Source organism: Bradyrhizobium sp. (assembly GCF_047605465.1).
Classification (GTDB): Bacteria; Pseudomonadota; Alphaproteobacteria; order Rhizobiales; family Xanthobacteraceae; genus Bradyrhizobium.
Map to the genome: position 1 here is coordinate 76,727 of NZ_JASGFS010000019.1, position 20,586 is coordinate 97,312.

Consider the following 20,586-nt stretch of genomic DNA (forward strand, 5'->3'; position numbering starts at 1 on the left):
TCAGGCGGGCTTCAGCGAGGCCAACGCGCTTTCCAGCAATGAGCGCACCCGCGCGGCATCGCCGGATTGCACCAGCGCCGGATCGAGGTAGAGCTCGAGGCCGGGCGCGCGCTCGGTGATCACACCGTTTCTCTCCGTCGCGTCGTTCAACGCATCCACCGAATAGGGAATGACCTCGCGGCTGATCCCTTTCATCGTGATCGCCGGCAATGCGTGCGCGCGAACGATGTCGCTGACCAGCGCGAAGGTCTCGTAGCTCAGCACGATGCCGCCGGGCTCGGCGATGGATTGCAGGCGGGCCGCGAGGTTCGCTTCCGCGCCGATGATGGTGTAGTCCATGCGGTCGGTGCTGCCGAAATTGCCGACATTGCAATAGCCGGAATTGATGCCCATGCGCGAGCGGAACGGCTGCTCGATGCCGGAGGCACGCCACTTGGCATTGAGCTCGGTGAGGCGATGCTGCATGCGCCAGGCCATCTGGAGGCAGGCTTCCGCGTCGGCGCGGTCGCCCTTGGTCTCGGGGTCGCCGAAGAAGATCAGCATGGCGTCGCCGATGAACTTGTCGACCGTGCCGCCATGTTCATGCGCGATCGCCGACATCTCCGTGAAATATTCGTTCAAGAGCTGAGTCAGGAGTTCGGGCTGGAGTCGTTCGGTGGTCGCGGTGAAGTTCTGGATGTCGGAGAAGAAGATCGTGAGCTTCTTCCGCTCGGTGTGGATGGTGACGTCCTTCTGGCCGCTGAAGATGCTCTTGTAGACCTGGGGCGGGATGTAGCGCGAGATCTTCATCGAGAGCGAGGCGAGGAAATCGTTGGCGGATTCGAGCTCCTTGTTCATGCTCTTGATGCGAGTGGCCTGTCGGCGCTGCAGCGAGAGGAACGCAAGCCCGCTTCCGGCGGCGATCACGAAATAGGCCAGCAGGAACTTGAACGAGAAGATGTTGGCGGCGATCGGCTGCGCGACGATCACCTCCTGGATGCCCCTGACATCGCCGACCTTCCAGTCCTTCTTGGGGCTTTCGGGGTGGCTGTTGTGACAGCTCACGCAGGCCGGTCCCATCGTGACGGGCGCGACCAGACGGACCTTGTCGGAAAACAGGGAAGTCTCGGTATCGACGATCTTCTGCTCGGGGTCCTTGCGCAGCGCATCTAGCGCATTCTTTTCGAACGGGTCGAGCTGGTGCGGGGCGCGGTTCTGGAAGGGGAAATCCGAGACGAAGCGGTAGGTGATGTTCTCCTGCTGCGCCCCGATCACCCGCCCGAGCTCGAGCGACAAGGTCGCCGGGATCGGGATCGCGCCGGGAACGGATTCGTAGTTATGGACAACCTTGGTCGTCCCGTTCGGGTTGGCCAGCACCCTCCCCACCACATTGGTCGCGTAATAGCTGCGCACGCTGGTGATGACCGAGTTGAGATCAATGGCCTGCCGGCGCAGCGCCGTCTTGCTCAGCTCGGTCAGATCGAGCCATACCGCAAGCGGCAGAGCGAGCAGGAGGAAGGCGATCACCGCCCCCGTCAGGATGCCGCTCTTGCGCTGTTGTTCGGAGATCTCTTGTTTCACTCTTCGGCTCCGTTGTGTGCGTCTTTGTCACAAAGTTGAGGGACTTCACGGCACAGCATGCGGCGGCACAGAGCCCGCAAACGCGGGCCGGCGCAACCCCATTCTAGGGGAGTCGCTGCAGGCAGCCTTTTCGTTTCATGACGAATGTTTAAGATCGACACAAAACCACATCTGCTCCGCCGGGAGATCATCCGAATGACCGAGGCCATCCGCATCAAGCGCTTCAATGCGCGACCCGTGATCGTGCCGATGAACCTGCCGCTCCAGACATCGACCGGGGCGGTCGCCAGGGCACCGCTCGTGCTGATCGACTGCGAAACCGACCAGGGCGTGCGGGGACATGCCTATCTGTTCGCGATCACGCCTTCGGCCCTGAAGCCGCTGACCGCGATGGTCGCGGAAATGTCAGAGCTGCTGTCCGGTGACGAACTGCTGCCGTTCGAGATCGAGCGCAAGCTGGCCCGACATTTCACATTGCTCGGCCTTGCCGGCCTGCAACGGCTGGCGCAAGCCGGCATCGACATGGCGGCCTGGGACGCGCTGGCGCGCGCACGGGGCCTGCCGCTGGCACGGCTGCTGGGCGGCGCGCCGAAGCCGGTCCGGGCCTACAACTCGAAGGGCCTCGGCATCATGCCGGCAGGCGCCGCGGTGGACGAGGCCCACAAGCTGCTGGCCGAAGGCTTTCAGGCCGCCAAGATCCGCCTCGGCCGCCCCGAGTCGCGGGAGGATCTGGCGGTCGTGCGCGCAGTGAGAAAGGCCGTCGGCGACCAGGTCACGCTGATGTGCGACTACAATCAGGCGCTGACGGTCACCGAGGCGATCCGCTGCGGCGAGATGCTCGACGACGAGGGGCTGCTGTGGATCGAGGAGCCGATACGCCACGACGACTACGCGGGCTGCGCCCGGATCGCCGACGCGCTCCGCACCCCGGTCCAGATCGGCGAGAACTTCGACGGCGCCTTCGCGATGCAGTCGGCGTTGTCGGCGGAAGCCTGCGACTACGTGATGCCGGACGTGCAGCGCATCGGCGGCGTCACCGGCTGGCTGCGGGCCGCTTCACTGGCGCACGCCGCGGGCATCGAGATGTCGACGCACCTGTTCTCGGAGGTCAGCGCGCACCTGCTCTGTGTGACGCCGACCGCGCATTGGCTGGAATATGTCGACTGGGCCGATGCAGTGCTTGCCACGCGGCTGACCATCAAGGACGGCTTTGCGCTGCCGGGCGACGAGCCCGGCAACGGCATGGCGTGGGATGAAGCGGCGGTGAAGCGATACCTGGTAAGCTAACCCAGCCTATTGCTTCAGCTTTGCGATCTCGGCCCGCGCGGCGCCGACCAACTCCTCATTGGTATGAGCATGCCCCCACAGGCCCCACCCGCCGGGGGCCGCTTCGGTCAGCAGAACCCAGGTCCGGTTGATGAGCGACGGATCGCCCGCCGCTCTCGCGACGAGATCGGTGAGCTGCCGGACCACCGCTACCTGCTTGTCGCGATCGAGCGCGCCAGCATTGGTCAGGACCTGCACCCGCACGTAATTGCCCTCGCCGTCGACATTGGCCACGGCCTTGCCGGGGAGTTCGTGCACAAAGGCGGCCGTGTTCTTGCGGAACATCGGGATATCGGGCACTTGCTCGACGGACTTCACGGTCGCGGCGGCATCGATGGCGAGCTGATGCGGATCACCGAAAGTGCCTGCGGCCGCGTAGATATCGATCATGGGCACGGGATGCGTCTCCTGCACAACGAACTATGACGACCATCATATTCGAATATGATGGTCATCATAGTCAAGAGGATTTCGTCGATTGGCTGGTGAGATCAGACAGAAGATGATCGAGCGCACCGGCGTGCTGCTCGCCATGAAGGGACTTCAGGGCACCTCCTTCACCGAGGTGCTGGAGGCCTCCGGCGCACCGCGCGGCTCGCTCTATCACCACTTCCCCGGCGGCAAGGAGGAACTGGTGATGGCGGCGGTCGCCTGGGTCAGCGCGCGGTCGCTCGAACGGATCGAGCAATTGCGCGGCCGCCCCGCGCCTGAAGTCGCGGACGCCTTCATTGCGATGTGGCGCGATATCCTCAAAGCCTCGGACTTCGGCGCGGGCTGCGCCGTGGTCGCGGTCACCGTCGGTGCCGATACGCCGAACCTGCTGGAAAGCGCGGCGCAGGTGTTTCGGCAATGGCGCGGCGCGCTTGGAGAATTGCTCGCACTCGGCGGGATCCCCGCGGCGCGCGCGCCTGCGCTGGCCGCGATGCTGATCTCGGCCTGCGAAGGCGCGGTCGTGCTGGCACGGGCCGAGCGGACGATGGAGCCGTTCGATCTCGTCGCCACCGAACAGCGCGCACTGGTGAAAGCAGCGACGACACGCAAGCCGCGGGCGGGCTAGAGCACGGCGGCGGGTGGGCTCGTCAAGAGTTCCCTTTACCCGGATTGCATCTTCCGTGCAACCCAACCTCTCCCCGCAATGGAGCGAGGTGAAGAGCAGCCACCTACCGCGCTGCCGCGTTCAGGTCCATCGTCTCGAGCAGGCTGTTCTGGCGCCAGTCGATGAAGGCGTCCTTGAGGCGGCTGATCTCGCCGGCGTGCTCGGCCACGCCCCAAAGATTATGCTGCTCGAGCGGGTCGGTCTTGAGATCGAAGAGCTGCCCGTCTTCGGCGCCATGGATGAACACGACCTTCCACCTGTCGTCACGCACCATGGTAATCAGCCTTGCCCCGGTCATGGCGACATCACCGGCCTGCTCGCTGAATACGAAGCCACGGCCGGCCCATTCCTCGCTTTTTAACGCCGGCAGCAGGCTGCTGGCCTGGAATGGCTTGGGATGCTGGGCGCCGGCGAGATCCAGAATGGTCGGGCCGAGATCGAACAGCTGGCACTTCCCGCGGACGCGCCGGCCACCGGTGAACCGCTTCGGCGACCAGACCAGCAGCGGCACGCGCGTGACGGGCTCATACATCGACCATTTCTGGCTGAGACCATGCTCGCCGAGATTGTCGCCATGGTCCGACATGAAGACGAGAACGCAATTGTCCAGATAGTCCCTGTCTTCCAGCGTCTGCAGCAGGCGGCCGATCTGCTCGTCGATCATGGCGACGTTGGCGTAATAATGCGCGCGCAGGCGCCGCATCTCTTCGTGCGTGGGCGCGAGCTTCCATGACACCGCATCGTGGTCCACCTCGGTGTCGTGGCGGCGCTTCTCCTTCAGATAGGCCGGCAGCCCCTCGATCTCGGCCGCGGTCGGCTGCGGCACCGGCAGGTCGTTGCGCCCGAGATAATGCTCCAGATATTCCGGCAGCGGATCATAGGGCGGATGCGGTCCGGGAAGGCCGATCTGCATGAACAGCGCCTCCGGCTTCGGCCGGGTCTCGAGCCACCACATCGCGGTCTCGGCGACGAAGACGTCCGGATGCAGCGATTTCGGCATCTCCCAGGTGAAAGCGCCCATCCTGTCGCCGTAGTCCGGCAGGCTGCGATAGCCGGCGCGCGACGGTTTGGTCAGCTTGTGCGCGGCAAAGGCCTTGTCGAGTTCATCCGCGAACCAGCGCCCCTCGAAGAAACGATCCTTGTTCTCGACCACGAAGCGTTCGTGGAAGCCCGCCTTCGCGTCATAGGGAATGGTGTGCATCTTGCCGACATTGACGCAGTGATAGCCGGCGTCCGCGAGGTTGTTCACCCACGTCTTCTGCCAGTGCTGGCCGTTCTTCAGCACACCCGAGGCGTGGGGATAAAGGCCGGAGAACAGCGCCGCGCGCGAGGGCACGCAGCTCGGCGCGTTGATGAAGCAATTGTCGAAATAGACGCCCTCGCGCACGAGGCGATCGAGATTCGGCGTCTTCATATACGGATGCCCCGTCGCCGCGATCGTGTCGAAACGCTGCTGGTCGGTCATGACCAGGACGATATGGGGCTTTGTCACGATGGCTTTGTCCTACGCGGCGTTGGCATAAGAGAAAATATGTCTGACATAATAATTCTTGTCAAACCGCGAACCGTCAGTACAATCAGCATTGTTTTAGTTAGATTTCTCGTTGTCACCTGAAATAAATCAGACATTTTGCAGCATGGGTTCGATGAACGTGGCGACGGCCGGCAGCAAGGACAATCCGCAGTCGAGCGCCCTCGTGGCCCGCGAGGTGGCGCGGCTGATCCTGACCGGCGTGTGGCGCGAGGGCACGACGCTGCCGCGCGAGATCGAGCTTGCCTCCCGCTTCGATGTCAGCCGCGCCTCGATCCGCGAGGCACTCTCGCTGCTGAAGGCCAAAGGCCTGATCGCCTCGAAGCAGAAGGCAGGCACGCATGTGCGGGCCCGCTTCGACTGGAACATGCTCGACGAGGAGCTGCTGAACTGGACATTGTCGGCGTTGCCGACGCAGGAATTCGCCAAGCAGATCATGGAGGTTCGCAGGATCGTCGAGCCGGAGGCCTGCGCGATCTGTGCGGAACGCGGCACGGACGAGGATTTTGCGCGGATCGAGCGGGCCTATCGCGGCATGGACGCAGCCGGCATGGACCGCCGCGCCTATGCCGAACCCGATCTGCAGTTCCATCGCGGCATCCTGATCGCCACCGGCAACGACTTCCTGATCGCGTTCGGCGCGACGGTCGCGGCCGCCCTGCGCATGTCGTTCAACCTGTCGACCACCAATCCGGGCGCACCGCGCAAGAGCCTGCCCTACCATCGCGCAGTGCTGGACGATATCTGGGCGCGCAATCCCGACGGTGCGCGCCAGGCCATGCACCGGCTGATGGATCTCACCGAACAGAACATCGTCTCGGCCCTGTCGCGCCAGAAAAAGAAAGACGCCGAGGATGAGAGCGCCCGCACCAGACGGACGCGTTGAAGCCGGCAAGTCGTTTTGAGGGAGGTCAACATGAAGAACCAGGCGGACAAATCCGCGCATACGATCCGCACGTCGATCACGCGACGCAGATTGCTCGAGGCCACGGCCGCCACCGCGGCGCTCACGGCATTCCCGGCGCCTCTGATCGCGCAGACCAAGCCGTTCGCCGGCGTCACCCTGCACGGCGCCTCGTTCCAGCACCGCTTCTTCACGCTGCTGCAAAAATACATTCCCGAGTTCGAGGACAAGACCGGCATGAAGGTCGACCTCCAGCTCTCGGCCTTGCCCGTCTACAACCAGCAGGCCAATCTCGAACTGTCCTCGGGCGGTTCGGCCTATGATTTCGTCAACGTCACCTTCACGCTTGCCACCCGCTGGATCGCGGCTGGCCTGCTCGCCAATCTCGACGAGTTCACCGCCGACCCCAACCTGACGCCGACCGAGTGGAATCCAAAGGACTTCGTCGACGGCGCGCAAGTCCCCTATCGCGACGCCAAGGGCGCGACCTACGGCTTTGCCTGGGAAGGCGGCGCGATGCTGATGGGGCTGTCGCGCATGGACCTGATGGAGAAGAAGGGGCTGAAGATTCCGAAGACCTTCGCCGAGCTCCAGCAGGTCTGCGCCGAGATCAACGGCACCGATGGCGTCAACGGAATCGTGTCGTGGTTTCTCCACAACTGGAACCTACCGCCTTACATCCAGGGCTTCGGCGGCAACATCTTCAAGAATCCACCCGGCGACGTCATGCCGGCGCTGAATACGCCCGAAGCGATCCAGGGCGTCGAATTCTATGCGAACCTGCTGAAGAGCGCGCCGAAGGGCGTCTTGACCTACACCGAAGACCAGGCGCGACAGTCGATGCTGAACGGCCGCTCGAACATCTTCATCCATTCCAGCGCCTGGGTGACGCCGATCCTGCTCTCCGACGAAAGCAAGGTGAAGGACACTTCGCGCGTGGTGCGCTCGCCCGCCGGTCCCGTCCACGACTATCCGGCCTCGAACAGCCAGGGGCTCGGCATCCCCAAGAACGCCAAGAACAGGAAGGCGGCCTGGGAGTTCATCAAATGGGCGCTCAGCCCCGAAATCTCGGTGCGGCTCGTCAGGGAGCACGGTCACTCCTCGGTCTGCCGGCGCTCGATCATCACCAGCGACGACTACCGCAAGCTGAACACGGTGAACGGACAGGACCTCGGTGCGCTCTATCTCGAGGTGCTGGAGCTTCCGGGCAAGGGGGAGAACTACATGGCCTATCGCACGTCGAAGGAATTCCCGATCGTCGGCGACGTCCTCAACAAGGCCTTCGAGCAGGTCGCAACCGGCCAGCTCCCCGCCAAGGACGCCATGAACGCGGCGCAGGACCAGGCCATCGCCGCGCTCCGCCGCGCCGGGACGCAGCTTTGAGCGAGAGCGGAATCGACGGGGAGCGCCGCAGGTTCATCGCCTTCGCGCTCACGCCGAGCCTGGTCGTCCTATTCGCGGTGGCGGTGCTGCCGGCGATCTATCTCGTCGTGACCAGTCTCACGCCGTTCCAGTTGACGACGCCGGGCTCGGCCACCGATTTCAGCGCGCCGTTGCGCAACTACGGCCTGCTTCCGGGCGATCCCCGCTTCGTCAATTCGCTGTGGGTGCAGGCCAAGCTCTCGGTGTCGAGCGTGCTGTTCCAGGTGCTGTTCGGCATGCTGCTCGCGCTGCTCCTGAACGTGCCGTCGCGCTTCGTCGAATTCGCGCGCACCTTCTTCCTGATTCCGATGGTGTTGCCGCCGATCGTGGTCGCGGTGATCTGGAAGCTGATCTATGCGCCCGACATCAGCCCGCTCTACTACGCCGCACAGGCGCTGCACTTCACTCTGCCAGCGCTGACGTCGAGTGTCGACTTCGCCCTGACGTCGATCGTCATCGCCGACACCTGGGAGTGGTTGCCCTTCACCTTCCTGATGGTGCTGGCGGCACTGCAGACCATTCCCGACGAATATACGGAAGCCGCCCTCGTCGACGGCGCCAGCAAGCTGCAGATATTCTGGTACGTCACGCTGCCCTTCATCACGCCGATCCTCGTCATATCCGGCATGTTCCGCCTGATCGACAGCGTCAAGGCATTCCCGCTGATCTTCCTGCTCACCGGCGGCGGCCCCGGCACGGTGACCGAGGTCACCAACTACTATGCCTATCTCCTCGCCTTCGACACCAACGAGGTCGGCTATTCCAGCGCGGTCACCGTGGTGATGCTGCTGCTCGTTGCCGGCATCAGCCTCGGCCTCGTCTGGATGGGCCGCCGCCGGGAGGCGCTGGCATGAACGGATATTCGACGCGCAAGGCCACGCCCGGCCGCCTGGTCGCGATTGCGATCACGCTGCTCATCCTGCTCTCGCCGTTCCTGTGGCTGCTGCAGATGAGCTTCAAGACCAACGACCAGATCCTGCAATTCCCGCCGCCGCTGATCTTCACGCCGACGCTGGAGAACTACGTCTCGCTCTGGCACAGCGCGTTTTCGGCGTCCTTCGTCAACAGCCTGCTCAGCGCCTCGCTCTCCACCGCGTTTGCGCTGCTGTTCGGAATCCCCGCGGCCTACGCGCTGTCGCGCTGGACCGGGCGCGGCAAGCACGGCCTGTCCTTTGCGATCCTGGTGACGCGCATGGCGCCGCCGATCGCCTTCACGATCCCGTTCTTCCTGTTCTACCGCTGGATCGGGCTGCTCGACACCATCACGGGCCTCGTTCTGGTCTACACCAGCTTCAACCTGCCGCTGGTGATCTGGATGATGCAGCCGTTCTTCGACACGATCCCGGTCTCGCTGGAAGAAGCCGCCCTCGTCGACGGCGCCCGGACGCGCACCGTGTTCACCAAGATCGTGCTGCCGATGGTGACGCCGGGCATCGCGGCGACCGCGATCCTCTGCTTTCTCTACGCCTGGAACGACTTCTTCTTCGCGCTGATCCTGACCCGCACCAACGCACGCACCGCACCGGTCGCCGTCGTGAATTTCATGAACTACGAGGGCTGGGAATGGGGCAAGATCGCCGCCGGCGGCTCGCTGGTGATGGCGCCGGTGCTGATCTTCTCGCTCGCGGTGCGCCGCTATCTCGTCTCCGGGCTCACCGCCGGCGCGGTGAAGGGGTGATGTCATGACGCTTCCGACCGGTGCCTCCCGAATCGTCTTCATCTTCGCCCATCCCGCCGGACATGTCGGGGCACCACGCCACTACACGCCCTATTTCGCAGCGCAGGATCTCGACTGGCACATGGTGCCGATGGACGTGGCGCCGAAGCACCTCGCCGAGACGATCCGGACCTTGGCGAAATCGTCGAGCACTGCCGGATTCAACCTGACCATGCCGCACAAGCCCGCAGCCTTCGAACTCTGCGACGAGGTGGGACCGGCCGCGAAGTTCGAAGGCGTGGTCAACACCATCCGGATCGAGGCGGACGGCAGGCTCGTCGGCGAGTCCTTCGACGGCGGCGGTTTCCTGAATGCGGCGCGCGAGGCCGGCGTTTTCGATCCCCACCGCCGCACCGTCGTGATCGGCGCCGGCGGGGCCGGCCGCGCGATCTGCCACGCGCTGGCGGCGGCCGGGCTGAAGCGCCTGCGCATCCTCAACGAAGTGCCCGGTCCGGTCGAGGCGCTCGCGGCAAAGCTGCGCGCGCAATTCCCTGATCTCGACCTCTGCCTCGCGCAGCGCTTCGACGACGCCGGGCTCTGCGTCAACGCTACTTCGCTCGGCCTGCACGCCACCGACGCGCTGCCGATGGATCCGAAGGAATTGCCGGAGGATTGCGCGGTGTTCGACATCATCGCCGCCCGCCGCACGGAGTTCATGCAGGCCTGTGCCGCGCGCGGCCTCAGGGTCGTCGACGGCGTGGCGATGATCCGGCATCAGCTTCCGCTGCAAACCGCGTTCTGGCGGGCTGGGCTGTAACTTTCATCTCCGCACGCTCGGATCGCCCCTCATTGCGAAGGTATTCGAAGCGGACTAACGGTGCCTGATGACCACATGGCGCCCTCATGCCCGCATCCGGGTTGTCGCGATCGGCCTGCACTGGCGGGCCGGCCGCCTGCTGGCCGCCGAGGTGCGCGACGATGCGGGCCGCATCAAGGGGGTGCGCCCGCTCGGCGGCGAGATCGAGTTCGGCGAGAGCTGGCAGGCCGCCTTGAAGCGTGAATTCAACGAGGAGCTCGGCATCGACGTCACCATCAAGAGCGAGCCGCTGATGATGGAAAACATCTTCACGCATGAGGGAGCGACCGGGCACGAGGTGATGTTCATCGCCGAAGTCGCGTTTCCGGACGGGGCGTTCAATGGCCAGGATCGCATCGATTCTCGCGAGGACAACGGAGAGGAGATCGTCGCCCGCTGGTTCGACCTCGCCGATCTCGACGTCGCGGGCTGACCGAGCCTTTATCCGACCGGGTTGAAGGACCTGCTGCTTGCGAGAGCCGATACGCGCGGCTGACAGAGTCCGCAGCTTTCACGGGATATGAGACCGAGGGCTACCACGCCTCCGCGCCGGGGATTTTCTTGCGGACGGCGCGCCGCTCGATCCAGATGCAGCGGCGGACGGCCGCATTGGACCGAGCGATTGCGGATATGCCCTCGCCGGCCTCGAGCAGCGGGGCCACGTTCTCACGCAGCGCGCGGCAGCGCTGCAGTTCCGCCTGCCAGTCGATGATGCCGGCGCGCGATGGCGCCCCTATCAGCGCCAGCATCGCCATCGCGGGCAAGGCCCGGATCACCAGTTTCCGCCTCATCACACCTCGCCCGGATCGCTGTGCGCAAATGAACATGATGCCCGGCACGTGCACCGCGATTCCGGCCTGTTCAATCCCGGATGCACTGGTGAACGGCATCGTAGCCCGGATGGAGCACAGCGCAATCCCGGCTACACCGCCGACGGCGCAACAACCTTGAGACGATGACGCGCCTTCGCACCTGCGACGGGAGCCCTGCTCACTACGCTCCGCGCGGAGCCATCGCAGCGGCATTATGCAGGGCGAGGAATACCGGTCGACGCTCTACGAGCGAGGCCGGATGCGCTTCGGGCTGGTTGGTGTGCCGCAGCAATGCTGCAGTCTAGGCCGCCTTCGCCGCTTGGGCTTCGGCGCGGCATCCTTCTCTCTGCTATCGCAAGCGAAGGATGGTGGGCACGACAGGGATCGAACCTGTGACCCCTACCATGTCAAGGTAGTGCTCTCCCGCTGAGCTACGTGCCCTAGAGGTCATTTCATCGGTGGGGTCCCTATAACGGCTCAGGGGACCCGGCGCAAGGACGGAAGGGAGCCGATTTACGCCGCCAGCATCTTGTTCACTTCGCTCACCAATTCGCGCAGGTGAACGGGTTTCGACAACACTTTGGCATTCTTGGGGGCATCCGAATCCGAGTTCAGGGCCACCGCGGCAAAGCCCGTGATGAACATGATCTTGATGTCGGGATCGAGTTCCGAGGCGCGGCGGGCGAGCTCGATACCGTCCATCTCCGGCATCACGATGTCGGTGAGCAGCATCTCGAACGGCTCTTCCCGCAGGCGCTGGTAGGCGGCCATGCCGTTGTCGTGCGACGAGACCTGAAAACCGGCATTTTCCAGCGCCTTGACCAGGAAGCGGCGCATATCGTTGTCGTCTTCGGCGAGCAGGATTTTTGGCATGGCGGGAAACGTCGAATCCTCAGAGGACAGCAGTAGAGGCCACTTAGCCCGACAGAGGGTAAATTTCGGGTGAAAATCTTTACCTTGAGCCGGTGGGCCGCCGGCCCTTTGTGAACCCGAACGCGGCCCGAATCAATCGCGCCGCACCGCGGGCGGCCCTCCCCGCGCCTGCACGGTTAAGACATGTTCCAGCGCCAATCACACTTTTTCGCTTGGCAGAATGGTTGCGATTCCAGACAATGAACGCACATAAAAGCGGCTCGACCGGCCGAATCAATTCGACCCGGGCCTTGCCAGATGTTGCGGCGCTAAGGGACGAAGCCTGAGAAGATGACCCGGTTTGACGGCGAGGTGTCGCCAGCCTTCGAAATCGTCGAGCCCGCCACGTGGCGCGCGCCGATCATCTTCAACTCGCCCCATTCCGGCTCGACCTATCCGGACGAATTCCTGGCCGCCTCGCGGATCGACCTGCCGACGCTCCGCCGTTCGGAAGATTCGTTCATGGACGAGTTGATCGGCCATCTCGGCGATCGCGGCTTTCCGACCGTGCGGGTCAACTTTCCCCGCTCCTATGTCGACGTCAATCGCGAACCCTACGAGCTGGATCCCCGGATGTTCACGGGACGCCTGCCCAGCTTCGCCAACACGAGGTCGATGCGGGTTGCCGGCGGCCTCGGCACCATCCCGCGCGTGGTCGGAGACGGCCAGGAGATCTACCGCGACCGTATCCTGGTCGACGATGCGCTGGCGCGGATCGAAACGCTCTACAAGCCCTACCACCGGGCGCTGCGCCGGCTGATCAACAAGGTGCACCAGATGTTCGGCACCGTGGTGCTGGTCGATTGCCATTCGATGCCGTCGGTCGGCGTCTCGCGCGACGAGCCGCGCCGCCCCGACATCGTGATCGGCGACCGCTACGGGACGAGTTGCACGCCGCTCCTGCCCGATAGGGTCGAGGAGACCATGAGCGGCCTCGGCTATTCGATCGCCCGGAACAAGCCCTATGCCGGCGGCTTCATCACCGAACATTACGGCAATCCCGCCAGCGGCCTGCATGCGGTGCAGCTCGAGCTCAACCGCGCCGTCTACATGGATGAGCGGCGGCGCGAGCGCGGCCCGCGCTTCGGCCAGATTGCTTCGGACTTCGGGGTTCTCGCCGACGTACTGGCAACGACGATACCGTTCGGCGATCTCGGCCCGTTCCAGGCCGCGGCGGAATAGAAGCCGGCCGCCTCGCAAACTTCATTGAGATTGAGAGCCGCGCGCGCATCGAGCGCCGATTTTTCACATTCCGCTGTCGCGTGCGCGACGCGAAAGAAACGGTTCCCAAGACACGCCACTGACACGGCAAGAAAAAAGGGCCGCTCGTAATGAACAAGCGGCCCAAGTCTAGGGAGGAAACGCCCAAGGAGGGCAGCGGTAACGCAGAGCGCTACCGCACCGCAACAATATGCGGCCGCGACGCACAAAGTGCAAGGGTTTTTGAGCCGTTTCCCATGCAAAAAACACAGGGCTCGGTTGCTTCCAGAGAAACCTAGATTCACTTTCTTTGATAAGGGATTTCAATGGCTTGATAGCCGTTTGCATACCAATAAGGCATATTCGGAACGAAGTTTTCAACTCAATGATCGATATTTGGCCAGCAGATGACTGGCTGCAGACAGGCCCGCCGGGATTCAAAATACCAGGGTGCAAATTCAAGACAGCGCTGCACGCGTGGGGCGAATTGAGCTAGGCAAGTGCGAGCTTCACACGACTTTCGCTTCGAGGATTCGCCGTGACGGTGATCGACTTCTCAGCCTTCATCGGCCGGCTCGCCACCGCTTCCGGCGAAACCATCCTGCCATTCTTCCGCACCTCGCTCTCGATCGACGACAAGAGCAAGACCAAGGATTTCGATCCCGTCACGGAAGCCGACCGCGCCGCGGAAGCGGTGATGCGGCGGCTGATCAAGGCCAACTTTCCTCAGCATGGCATCGTCGGCGAGGAATTCGGCAACGAGCGAGAGGACGCCGACTATGTCTGGGTGCTCGACCCCATCGACGGCACCAAATCCTTCATCGGCGGTTTTCCTATATGGGGCACGCTGATCGCGCTGCTGCACAAGGGAACCCCGGTGTTCGGCATGATGCACCAGCCCTTCATCGGCGAGCGCTTTTCCGGAGATAACGGTTCGGCCAATTACAAGGGTCCCTCCGGCGAGCGCCGGCTCCAGGTCCGCCGCTGCGCCTCGCTGGCCGAGGCGACGACCTATACCACCAGCCCCCTGTTGATGAACGACAGCGACCGCGCCATTTTCGGCCGCATCGAGCAGGGCGCGCGACTCTCGCGCTACGGCGGCGACTGCTACTCCTACTGCATGCTCGCGGCCGGCCATGTCGATCTCGTGGTCGAGACCGAACTGAAACCCTACGATATCGCCGCGCTGATCCCGATCGTGACCGGTGCCGGCGGTATCGTCACAACCTGGGAAGGCAAGCCGGCCCAGGGGGGCGGCCGCATCATCGCCGCGGGAGATGCACGCGTTCACGAAGAAGCGCTGAAGCTGCTCAACGGATAGGCGATGCAAGGAGCTTGCATGAAAAACTGGCGCAAGCTCACTGTCGCGATCCTCTTCCTTCTGCCCTCCGTCGCTGCCGCGCAGAATTTCCCGGCCAAGCCGATCCGGCTGGTGGTGCCATTCCCGGCCGGCGGCCCCAACGACATCATCGCCCGCGTCATCGGCCAGCGCATGTCCGAGCTCGGCGGTCAGCCGGTCCTGATCGACAACCGCGGCGGACAGGGCGGCGTGCTCGGCACCGATGCCGTCGCCAAGAGCGCGCCCGATGGCTACACCATCGCGATCTCCAGCGCGGGTGCGCTCGCGATCAGCCCGAGCATGGAGAAGGTCGCCTACGACACCCTGGCTGACCTCACGCCGGTCACCCTGGTTGCAACCGTGCCGGAAATGCTCGTGGTGGCGACCGACGTGCCCGCCAAGACCATCGGCGAACTGATCGCGCTGGCCAAGGCGCAGCCCGGAAAGCTCAACTTCGCCTCCTCCGGTCCCGGCAGCCTGCCGCACCTGGCCGGCGAATTGTTCAAGCTGACGGCCCGGATCGACATCGTGCATGTCCCCTACCGCGGCGCCGCGCCGGCCGTGAACGATCTGCTCGGCCAGCAGGTGCAGATGACCTTTCTCGATCTTCCTGTGCTGCTGCCGCAGATCAAGGCCGGCGCCCTGCGCGCCATCGCGGTCGGATCGCCCGAGCGCGCGCCGACTGCGCCCGACGTACCGACCACGGCGGAGGCCGGTTTTCCCGACCTCCGCATCGAGAACTGGTACGGCATGGTGGCGCCCAAGGGGACCCCGAAGGACATCGTCGCGGCGCTGCACCGGCTGACGACGCAGGCGATGGCGGATCCGGCGGTGAAGGAAAAGCTCGCCGCGCAAGGCGCGACACTGGTCGGCGACGAGCCGGAGCACTTCCGCCAGTTCATCGCGGACGAAACCGCGAAATGGGCGAAGGTGATCAAGGACGCCGGGGTGGAGACGGCGAAGTAGCGAAGATGTTCTCCCGGACGACGCGCGCCACTCAGCCGTTGCCGGATGTCATGACCAGGCTTTCGCCGGCATGACCAGTCGGGAGGCGCGTTTCACTCCGCGGCCCCCCTCAAATGTTCCGCCAGCATTTTCGCCGGCCGCGGCAGCGACTTGAAACTCCGCGCACAGATCACCGACCGGCGGTTGGCCCAGGCATCGCGCAGACGGATCATCGACAGCGGCATCAGCTTGGCGCAACGCCGGGCGGCGGATTCCGGCACCACCGCGACACCGACATCGGCGGCGACCATCTGGCAGATCGCGTCGAAGTCGCGCAGACGCGCACGGTAATGCGGGCGCATGCCGAGCCGCGCGGCGTGCTTCGAGATATGGATGTGCAGCGCGGTGGCGCTGGTCAGCCCGACGAACTCGCAGGATCCCGTCTCCTGGAAATCGATCTGGCGGCGGCCGGCGAACGGACCGCGGCGCGACGTCACCAGCATCAGGCGATCCTCGCTGAAGACGAAGCGCTCGATGTGGTCGGGCAACGCATGCTCGGCAGCGAAGCCGAGATCGGCAGCCCCCGCGAGGATCGCCGCCGCAATGTCGGTGCTTTCGCGTTCCTCGATATCGATGGCGACGTCACGATGCTCGCGCAGGAAGGCGGCGAGCGCCTTCGGCAGATGCTCCGACAGACCCGAGGTGTTGGCGAGGAAATGCACGCTCGCCCGCACGCCGCTGGCGAAGCTCGCCAGATCGCCGCGCATGACGTCGACCTGGTGGATGACGAGCCGGGCATGATCGAGCAGGCTCTCGCCCGCCGCGGTCAATTCCACGCCGCGGCGCCCGCGCTTGAGCAGGGCGACGCCGAGGGCCTCTTCCAGGCCCTTGATGCGCGCGCTGGCCGAGGCCAGCGCCAGATGCGATCGCTCAGCGCCGCGCGTGATGCTGCGCTGATCGGCGACGGCAATGAAAAGCTGGAGGTCGACGAGGTCGAAACGCATTCCCGGGTTCTCCTCAGCCTTCGTTCGGAACGAAGGCTGCGTGCGGAAGCTTCAGATTGTGCCGAAGCGCAGCTTCGGTCAATGTGGCGGCATGATCGACCCACTCCTCATCCTCATCGCCGCCGTCTTCCTGATCGCCGGATTCGTCAAGGGCGTCGTCGGGCTCGGCCTGCCGACGGTGTCCATGGGCCTGCTCGCGGTGAGCATGGCGCCTAGTCGCGCGATCGCCATCGTGATCGTGCCGGCGATCGTCACCAATATCTGGCAGACCTTCGTCGGCCCTTATCTTCGCGACATCCTGAGGCGGCTCTGGCCGCTGATGGTCGGCACCGTGATCGGATGCTGGCTCAATGCCGGCGCGCTGACCGGCCCCTATGCGCGCTACGGCACCGTCGTGCTCGGCATCCTCCTGGTGATCTATGCCATCATCGGGCTCAGCAAATTCCAGTTCCGCGTCGCGCCGCAGAACGAGAAATGGGTCGGCGGCGTGGTGGGCGTGATCACCGGCGCAATCTCGGCCTCGACCGGCGTGCAGGTGATCCCGTCGATGCCCTTCATGCAGGCGATCGGCATGGAGAAGGACGAACTGGTCCAGGCGCTCGGCGTGTTCTTCACGACGGCGACGCTGGCGCTCGCCTTCAACCTCACCGCGAGCGGCCTGCTCACCCCGGCCAACGCCGTTCCCGGCGCGATCGCGATGGCCATGGCCTTCGCCGGGATGTTCATCGGTCAATCGGTGCGGGCGCGGATGCCGGCGGAAGCGTTTCGCCGCTGGTTCCTGATCGCGATGATCCTGCTCGGCCTCTATTTGGCCGGCAGCGCGCTGGCGAAGGAATTCGTCTGAAGACCTACGACTTCGGCGCGTAGCCCGGCACCCATCTTTCGTGCTGGGGCAGGTCATCCTGGATCGTCCACCACGGCGCGCGCGACGAGGTGAAGACGTGGAGGCGCGGCCTGACTTGCGGATCGTCGTCGAGCAGGCCGGCGGGAATGCTGACCGTCGGCAGGTAGCTCGCCTTGCCAGGCGTGAGGCAGCCGCAAGTCCCGCACCGATAGCGGAAGCTCCCCAGCGCGGATTCGTACGCCACCGTCTTGTCCTCGCCGGCGACGAAGCGAAATTTGTCGGCATCGACATGGGCATAGGTGGCGAATGCCGCGCCGGTCAGCTTGCGGCAATTGGCGCAGTGGCAGTGCGTCAGCGCACGCACGGCGTCGATCTCGAAACGCACGGCGCCGCACAGACAGCTTCCACGAATCATAGAAACCTCCCCCTCGCGGCTTTCATCGGCAAGCCGCGCGACCCCATCATTCGTTCGAACGAGTTACCGCGTCTCCAGCATGGCGACGCGGATTCCGAGATAGATGAAGAGGCCGCCGAGCGCGCGGTTGACCCAGGCGATGGCGCCCTCCGAGTTCCGAAGCCGGTGCGCTGCCTTCGCCGCGAACGCAGCCAGCACCAGGCACCACAGCGTTCCCGTGCAGATGAAGATCAGGCCCAGCGTGAGGAAGGCGAGCGGCTTGTGGGTCGAGTCGGCTGCGACGAATTGAGGCAGGAAGGCCAGGAAGAACAGCGCGACCTTGGGATTGAGCGCGTTGGTGAAGACGCCCTGGAGGAACACGCGCCGTAGCGAGCTCCGCACCGGCTCGTCGATCGCGAGCGCCAGCGCCGGCCGCGTCCATAGCATCTGAAGCCCCGTCACGACGAGATAGGCAGCGCCGACCAGCTTCACCACCGAGAAGGCAGTCGATGAGGCCATCAGCAGGGCCGACAGACCGATCGCTGCGCCCGCCACATGGAAAAAGCAGCCGAAACTGATACCCAGCGCGGCCGCCGCGCCACCTCGCCAGCCCATCTGCATGCTGCGGCCGATGACGTAGACCGAGTCCGGTCCCGGCGTGATGTTGAGCAGTAGGCCCGAGAGGACGAAGAGCCAGATTTCGTGAATACCGAGCATAGCAGGGCCCTCGGCGCCCGATCGGGCGCTCCAAATTCCGCTTAATCGGTCCCGGCTCCGCCGTCCACCGCAGGGATTGCGTAGAATTTACCTCGAATTTGCATTGCGGATCATACTTCCGCGCGGGCCTATCTGCTCTATAAGGACAGGGTTCTTGAAATGCGGGATTCACGGCGACTGCCACACCGTGGCCGGTCCCTGTCCCCTTGGAGCTCCATGGATATGGAAAGACGTCTGGCCGCCATCGTCTGCGCCGATGTCGCCGGCTATTCGCGCATGATGGGCAGCGACGAGGCCGGCACCCATGCCGCCTTCAAGGCCCATCGCAGCGCGATCCATCCCATCATCCTCAATCATGGCGGCCGGGTCGTGAAGAACACCGGCGACGGTTTCCTGCTGGAGTTCCCCTCCATCGTCGGCGCGACCGAGGCCGCGATCGCGATGCAGACGCTGATGGCGGAGCGCAACCACCAGCTACCCGCCGACCGCGCCATGCAGTTCCGGCTCGGCATCCATATGGGCGACGTCATCGCCGACGAGGACGAGGTTTTCGGAGACGACGTCAACATCGCCGTCCGCCTCGAATCCGTGGCGATCCCCGGCGGATTCGCGATCTCGGCCAAGGCCTACAAGGAAGCGAGCAAGCATCTCAACGTGACGCTGGTCGATGCCGGCCACCATCGCTTCAAGAACATCAAGGATACGGTCCCGGTCTGGACCTGGACGCCTGAGGGCGCGGCCACGCTTGCGCCCGAACTGAGAGAAGCTTCCACGCTGTCGCAGCCGTACCGGACGGCGATCGTCGGCGTGCTGCCCTTCGCCAATCTCAGCGACGCCCAGGACGAATATTTCTCGGACGGCCTGACCGAGGACCTGATCCACGCGCTGTCGCTGCAATCCTTCTATCGCGTGCTGAGCCGCAACTCGACCTTTACGTTCAAGGGCAAGAACGCCAGCACCCGCCTGATCGCACGCGAGATCGACGCGACCTACCTGATACAGGGTTCGGTGCGACGCGCCGGCAGCAAGATCCGGGTCACGGCGGAGCTGATCGCACCGGAGACCGGCGAGCAGCTCTGGACCGGCCGCTACGACCGCGACATCGGCGACCTCTTCGCCATGCAGGACGAGATCACGACCAACCTGTCGGCGGCGATCGCGACCGAGATCGTCCGGGCCGAAGCCTCCGCGCCCGCACGACCCACCACCGACGTGACGGCCTGGGACCGCTTCCTCAAGGGACTGTCCCACTACTACCGGCAGACCAAGGAAGACCTGAGCTCGGCCATCGCCCTGTTCAGGGAAGCGATCACGCTCGATCCGAAGCTGTCGATCGCGCATGCCTATCTCGCCACGATCCAGATCCAGAGCATCCAGTTCGGCTGGATCAAGGGCACCCGCGAGATGTGGGCCGAGGCGATGAATCTCGCCGAGACCAGCGTGCGGCTCGATCCGCGCTCGTCCTTTGCATTCTCGATCCTGTCGTGGGTTCACGGCATGGAAGGGCATTACGAAGCTGCGATGGACGCCGCCAAGCGTGCCGTCGCCCTCAACCCCTACGACATGGGCGCGCGCGGCGTGCTCGGCATCTGCCATTTCGTGATCGGCGAGCACCGGCAGGCGATCGAGCTGTTCTCGATGGCGGCACAGCGCGACAACAGCGACCCCCGCTACCAATGGGCGGCGCTGAACGCGTTCAGCCATTACCTTTTGGGACAATATGACGCGACGCTGTCGTGGGCCCGCGAGCAGCTCTACATCAACCCGAACCACATGCAGGCGCTTGCGATCCGCGCCGCGGCGCTAGCGCAACTGGGACGGAGCAACGAGGCGAGCGAGGCGACCATCGTGCTCATGGGCAACTACCCGACCCTTAACGTCGACCGCCACTTGCGCAATTTCCACTGGAAGCGGTCCGAAGACGTCGACCATTACCGCGAGGGATTGCTGAAAGCGGGCGTGCCGCTCGGCAAGCTGACCCTGGTCCAGAGCGACATCAAACGCGCCGCAGAATCCTGAAGGCCGGTAGCCCGCGCTCCGGCTTCACCCCCGTGTTTATTGACACCG

At 64.5% G+C, this 20,586-nt stretch carries 21 protein-coding genes and 1 tRNA gene; 13 read left to right on the top strand and 9 right to left on the bottom strand.

The window, feature by feature from the left end; all coding sequences use genetic code 11:
• Entirely contained in the window at window positions 1-1,560 is a 1,560-nt protein-coding gene (locus tag QM712_RS17155; protein ID WP_415024302.1) for an adenylate/guanylate cyclase domain-containing protein, read from the bottom strand.
• A gap of 195 nt (window positions 1,561-1,755) precedes the next feature.
• Between QM712_RS17155 and QM712_RS17160 the strand changes: the two genes are divergently transcribed.
• The gene (locus QM712_RS17160) at window positions 1,756-2,847 is read left to right on the top strand and encodes an enolase C-terminal domain-like protein (RefSeq protein ID WP_415024303.1); all 1,092 of its coding nucleotides are present in this window, start codon (window positions 1,756-1,758) and stop codon (window positions 2,845-2,847) included.
• Window positions 2,848-2,853: 6 nt separating this feature from the next.
• Here the strand turns inward: QM712_RS17160 and QM712_RS17165 are convergent, their stop codons facing one another.
• Window positions 2,854-3,282: a tautomerase family protein gene (locus QM712_RS17165; RefSeq protein WP_415024304.1), complete on the bottom strand. Its 429-nt coding sequence runs from the start codon at window positions 3,280-3,282 to the stop codon at window positions 2,854-2,856.
• 82 nt (window positions 3,283-3,364) lie between these two features.
• On the opposite strand from QM712_RS17165, the gene QM712_RS17170 reads away from it, so the two are divergent.
• Window positions 3,365-3,943 (top strand): TetR/AcrR family transcriptional regulator, encoded by a 579-nt coding sequence (locus tag QM712_RS17170; protein ID WP_415024305.1) that lies wholly within the window; start codon window positions 3,365-3,367, stop codon window positions 3,941-3,943.
• A gap of 103 nt (window positions 3,944-4,046) precedes the next feature.
• Here QM712_RS17170 and QM712_RS17175 read toward each other — a convergent pair whose 3' ends face one another.
• Window positions 4,047-5,474: a sulfatase gene (locus QM712_RS17175; RefSeq protein WP_415024306.1), complete on the bottom strand. Its 1,428-nt coding sequence runs from the start codon at window positions 5,472-5,474 to the stop codon at window positions 4,047-4,049.
• A 154-nt stretch (window positions 5,475-5,628) separates the two neighbouring features.
• Here QM712_RS17175 and QM712_RS17180 point away from each other — a divergent pair, with 154 nt between their 5' ends.
• From QM712_RS17180 to QM712_RS17205, 6 genes are all read left to right on the top strand, one after another.
• Window positions 5,629-6,399: a FadR/GntR family transcriptional regulator gene (locus QM712_RS17180; protein WP_415024307.1), complete on the top strand. Its 771-nt coding sequence runs from the start codon at window positions 5,629-5,631 to the stop codon at window positions 6,397-6,399.
• A gap of 30 nt (window positions 6,400-6,429) precedes the next feature.
• Window positions 6,430-7,800 (top strand): ABC transporter substrate-binding protein, encoded by a 1,371-nt coding sequence (locus QM712_RS17185; protein ID WP_415024308.1) that lies wholly within the window; start codon window positions 6,430-6,432, stop codon window positions 7,798-7,800.
• A complete protein-coding gene (locus tag QM712_RS17190) occupies window positions 7,797-8,693 on the top strand; it encodes a carbohydrate ABC transporter permease (RefSeq protein WP_415024309.1) in 897 nt (298 codons plus the stop codon). The genes QM712_RS17185 and QM712_RS17190 overlap by 4 nt, the downstream gene beginning before the upstream one ends.
• Window positions 8,690-9,517, top strand: coding sequence for a carbohydrate ABC transporter permease (locus QM712_RS17195; protein ID WP_415024310.1), 828 nt, complete (start codon window positions 8,690-8,692; stop codon window positions 9,515-9,517). Before QM712_RS17190 ends, QM712_RS17195 begins: the two co-directional genes overlap by 4 nt.
• A gap of 4 nt (window positions 9,518-9,521) precedes the next feature.
• Window positions 9,522-10,313: a shikimate dehydrogenase family protein gene (locus QM712_RS17200; protein ID WP_415024311.1), complete on the top strand. Its 792-nt coding sequence runs from the start codon at window positions 9,522-9,524 to the stop codon at window positions 10,311-10,313.
• 67 nt (window positions 10,314-10,380) lie between these two features.
• Complete coding sequence (locus QM712_RS17205) at window positions 10,381-10,785, top strand: NUDIX hydrolase (protein ID WP_415024312.1); 405 nt, start codon at window positions 10,381-10,383, stop codon at window positions 10,783-10,785.
• Between the two features lie 100 nt (window positions 10,786-10,885).
• Here the strand turns inward: QM712_RS17205 and QM712_RS17210 are convergent, their stop codons facing one another.
• The 3 genes from QM712_RS17210 to cpdR all read right to left on the bottom strand — a co-directional run bounded on the left by QM712_RS17210 (window position 10,886) and on the right by cpdR (window position 12,037).
• Window positions 10,886-11,107 carry a hypothetical protein gene (locus tag QM712_RS17210; RefSeq protein ID WP_415024330.1) on the bottom strand — a complete coding sequence of 74 codons (222 nt, stop codon included), beginning with the start codon at window positions 11,105-11,107 and terminating at the stop codon, window positions 10,886-10,888.
• A gap of 423 nt (window positions 11,108-11,530) precedes the next feature.
• Window positions 11,531-11,605, bottom strand: a tRNA-Val gene (locus QM712_RS17215).
• Window positions 11,606-11,677: 72 nt separating this feature from the next.
• A complete protein-coding gene (cpdR, locus tag QM712_RS17220; protein WP_007597092.1) occupies window positions 11,678-12,037 on the bottom strand; it encodes a cell cycle two-component system response regulator CpdR in 360 nt (119 codons plus the stop codon).
• Between the two features lie 330 nt (window positions 12,038-12,367).
• On the opposite strand from cpdR, the gene QM712_RS17225 reads away from it, so the two are divergent.
• The 3 genes from QM712_RS17225 (at window position 12,368) to QM712_RS17235 (ending at window position 15,581) form a co-directional block, all read left to right on the top strand.
• Entirely contained in the window at window positions 12,368-13,258 is an 891-nt protein-coding gene (locus QM712_RS17225) for an N-formylglutamate amidohydrolase (RefSeq protein ID WP_415024313.1), read from the top strand.
• A 556-nt stretch (window positions 13,259-13,814) separates the two neighbouring features.
• Window positions 13,815-14,597, top strand: coding sequence for a histidinol-phosphatase (gene hisN, locus QM712_RS17230; RefSeq protein ID WP_415024314.1), 783 nt, complete (start codon window positions 13,815-13,817; stop codon window positions 14,595-14,597).
• A gap of 18 nt (window positions 14,598-14,615) precedes the next feature.
• The gene (locus QM712_RS17235) at window positions 14,616-15,581 is read left to right on the top strand and encodes a Bug family tripartite tricarboxylate transporter substrate binding protein (RefSeq protein WP_415024315.1); all 966 of its coding nucleotides are present in this window, start codon (window positions 14,616-14,618) and stop codon (window positions 15,579-15,581) included.
• A 92-nt stretch (window positions 15,582-15,673) separates the two neighbouring features.
• On the opposite strand, the gene QM712_RS17240 is transcribed toward QM712_RS17235, so the two are convergent.
• On the bottom strand, window positions 15,674-16,564 hold the full coding sequence (locus tag QM712_RS17240; protein ID WP_415024316.1) for a LysR family transcriptional regulator: 891 nt from the start codon (window positions 16,562-16,564) through the stop codon (window positions 15,674-15,676).
• Between the two features lie 91 nt (window positions 16,565-16,655).
• On the opposite strand from QM712_RS17240, the gene QM712_RS17245 reads away from it, so the two are divergent.
• A complete protein-coding gene (locus QM712_RS17245) occupies window positions 16,656-17,408 on the top strand; it encodes a sulfite exporter TauE/SafE family protein (RefSeq protein WP_415024317.1) in 753 nt (250 codons plus the stop codon).
• A gap of 4 nt (window positions 17,409-17,412) precedes the next feature.
• Here QM712_RS17245 and QM712_RS17250 read toward each other — a convergent pair whose 3' ends face one another.
• Together QM712_RS17250 and QM712_RS17255 are read right to left on the bottom strand one after the other, a co-directional pair.
• Entirely contained in the window at window positions 17,413-17,823 is a 411-nt protein-coding gene (locus tag QM712_RS17250; protein ID WP_415024318.1) for a GFA family protein, read from the bottom strand.
• Window positions 17,824-17,886: 63 nt separating this feature from the next.
• The gene (locus tag QM712_RS17255) at window positions 17,887-18,519 is read right to left on the bottom strand and encodes a LysE family translocator (RefSeq protein WP_415024319.1); all 633 of its coding nucleotides are present in this window, start codon (window positions 18,517-18,519) and stop codon (window positions 17,887-17,889) included.
• A gap of 222 nt (window positions 18,520-18,741) precedes the next feature.
• On the opposite strand from QM712_RS17255, the gene QM712_RS17260 reads away from it, so the two are divergent.
• Entirely contained in the window at window positions 18,742-20,538 is a 1,797-nt protein-coding gene (locus QM712_RS17260; protein WP_415024320.1) for an adenylate/guanylate cyclase domain-containing protein, read from the top strand.
• Window positions 20,539-20,586 lie beyond the last annotated feature (48 nt).

Bases quoted from the DNA above. Each gene is read 5' to 3' on its own strand.
- QM712_RS17225 (WP_415024313.1), top strand. From the start codon at position 12,368: ATGACCCGGTTTGACGGCGAGGTGTCGCCAGCCTTCGAAATCGTCGAG.
- QM712_RS17195 (WP_415024310.1), top strand. From the start codon at position 8,690: ATGAACGGATATTCGACGCGCAAGGCCACGCCCGGCCGCCTGGTCGCG.
- QM712_RS17235 (WP_415024315.1), top strand. From the start codon at position 14,616: ATGAAAAACTGGCGCAAGCTCACTGTCGCGATCCTCTTCCTTCTGCCC.
- QM712_RS17255 (WP_415024319.1), bottom strand. From the start codon at position 18,519: ATGCTCGGTATTCACGAAATCTGGCTCTTCGTCCTCTCGGGCCTACTG.
- QM712_RS17160 (WP_415024303.1), top strand. From the start codon at position 1,756: ATGACCGAGGCCATCCGCATCAAGCGCTTCAATGCGCGACCCGTGATC.
- cpdR (WP_007597092.1), bottom strand. From the start codon at position 12,037: ATGCCAAAAATCCTGCTCGCCGAAGACGACAACGATATGCGCCGCTTC.
- QM712_RS17200 (WP_415024311.1), top strand. From the start codon at position 9,522: ATGACGCTTCCGACCGGTGCCTCCCGAATCGTCTTCATCTTCGCCCAT.
- QM712_RS17210 (WP_415024330.1), bottom strand. From the start codon at position 11,107: ATGGCGATGCTGGCGCTGATAGGGGCGCCATCGCGCGCCGGCATCATC.
- QM712_RS17205 (WP_415024312.1), top strand. From the start codon at position 10,381: ATGACCACATGGCGCCCTCATGCCCGCATCCGGGTTGTCGCGATCGGC.
- QM712_RS17180 (WP_415024307.1), top strand. From the start codon at position 5,629: ATGAACGTGGCGACGGCCGGCAGCAAGGACAATCCGCAGTCGAGCGCC.
- QM712_RS17240 (WP_415024316.1), bottom strand. From the start codon at position 16,564: ATGCGTTTCGACCTCGTCGACCTCCAGCTTTTCATTGCCGTCGCCGAT.
- QM712_RS17185 (WP_415024308.1), top strand. From the start codon at position 6,430: ATGAAGAACCAGGCGGACAAATCCGCGCATACGATCCGCACGTCGATC.
- QM712_RS17245 (WP_415024317.1), top strand. From the start codon at position 16,656: ATGATCGACCCACTCCTCATCCTCATCGCCGCCGTCTTCCTGATCGCC.
- QM712_RS17260 (WP_415024320.1), top strand. From the start codon at position 18,742: ATGGAAAGACGTCTGGCCGCCATCGTCTGCGCCGATGTCGCCGGCTAT.
- QM712_RS17250 (WP_415024318.1), bottom strand. From the start codon at position 17,823: ATGATTCGTGGAAGCTGTCTGTGCGGCGCCGTGCGTTTCGAGATCGAC.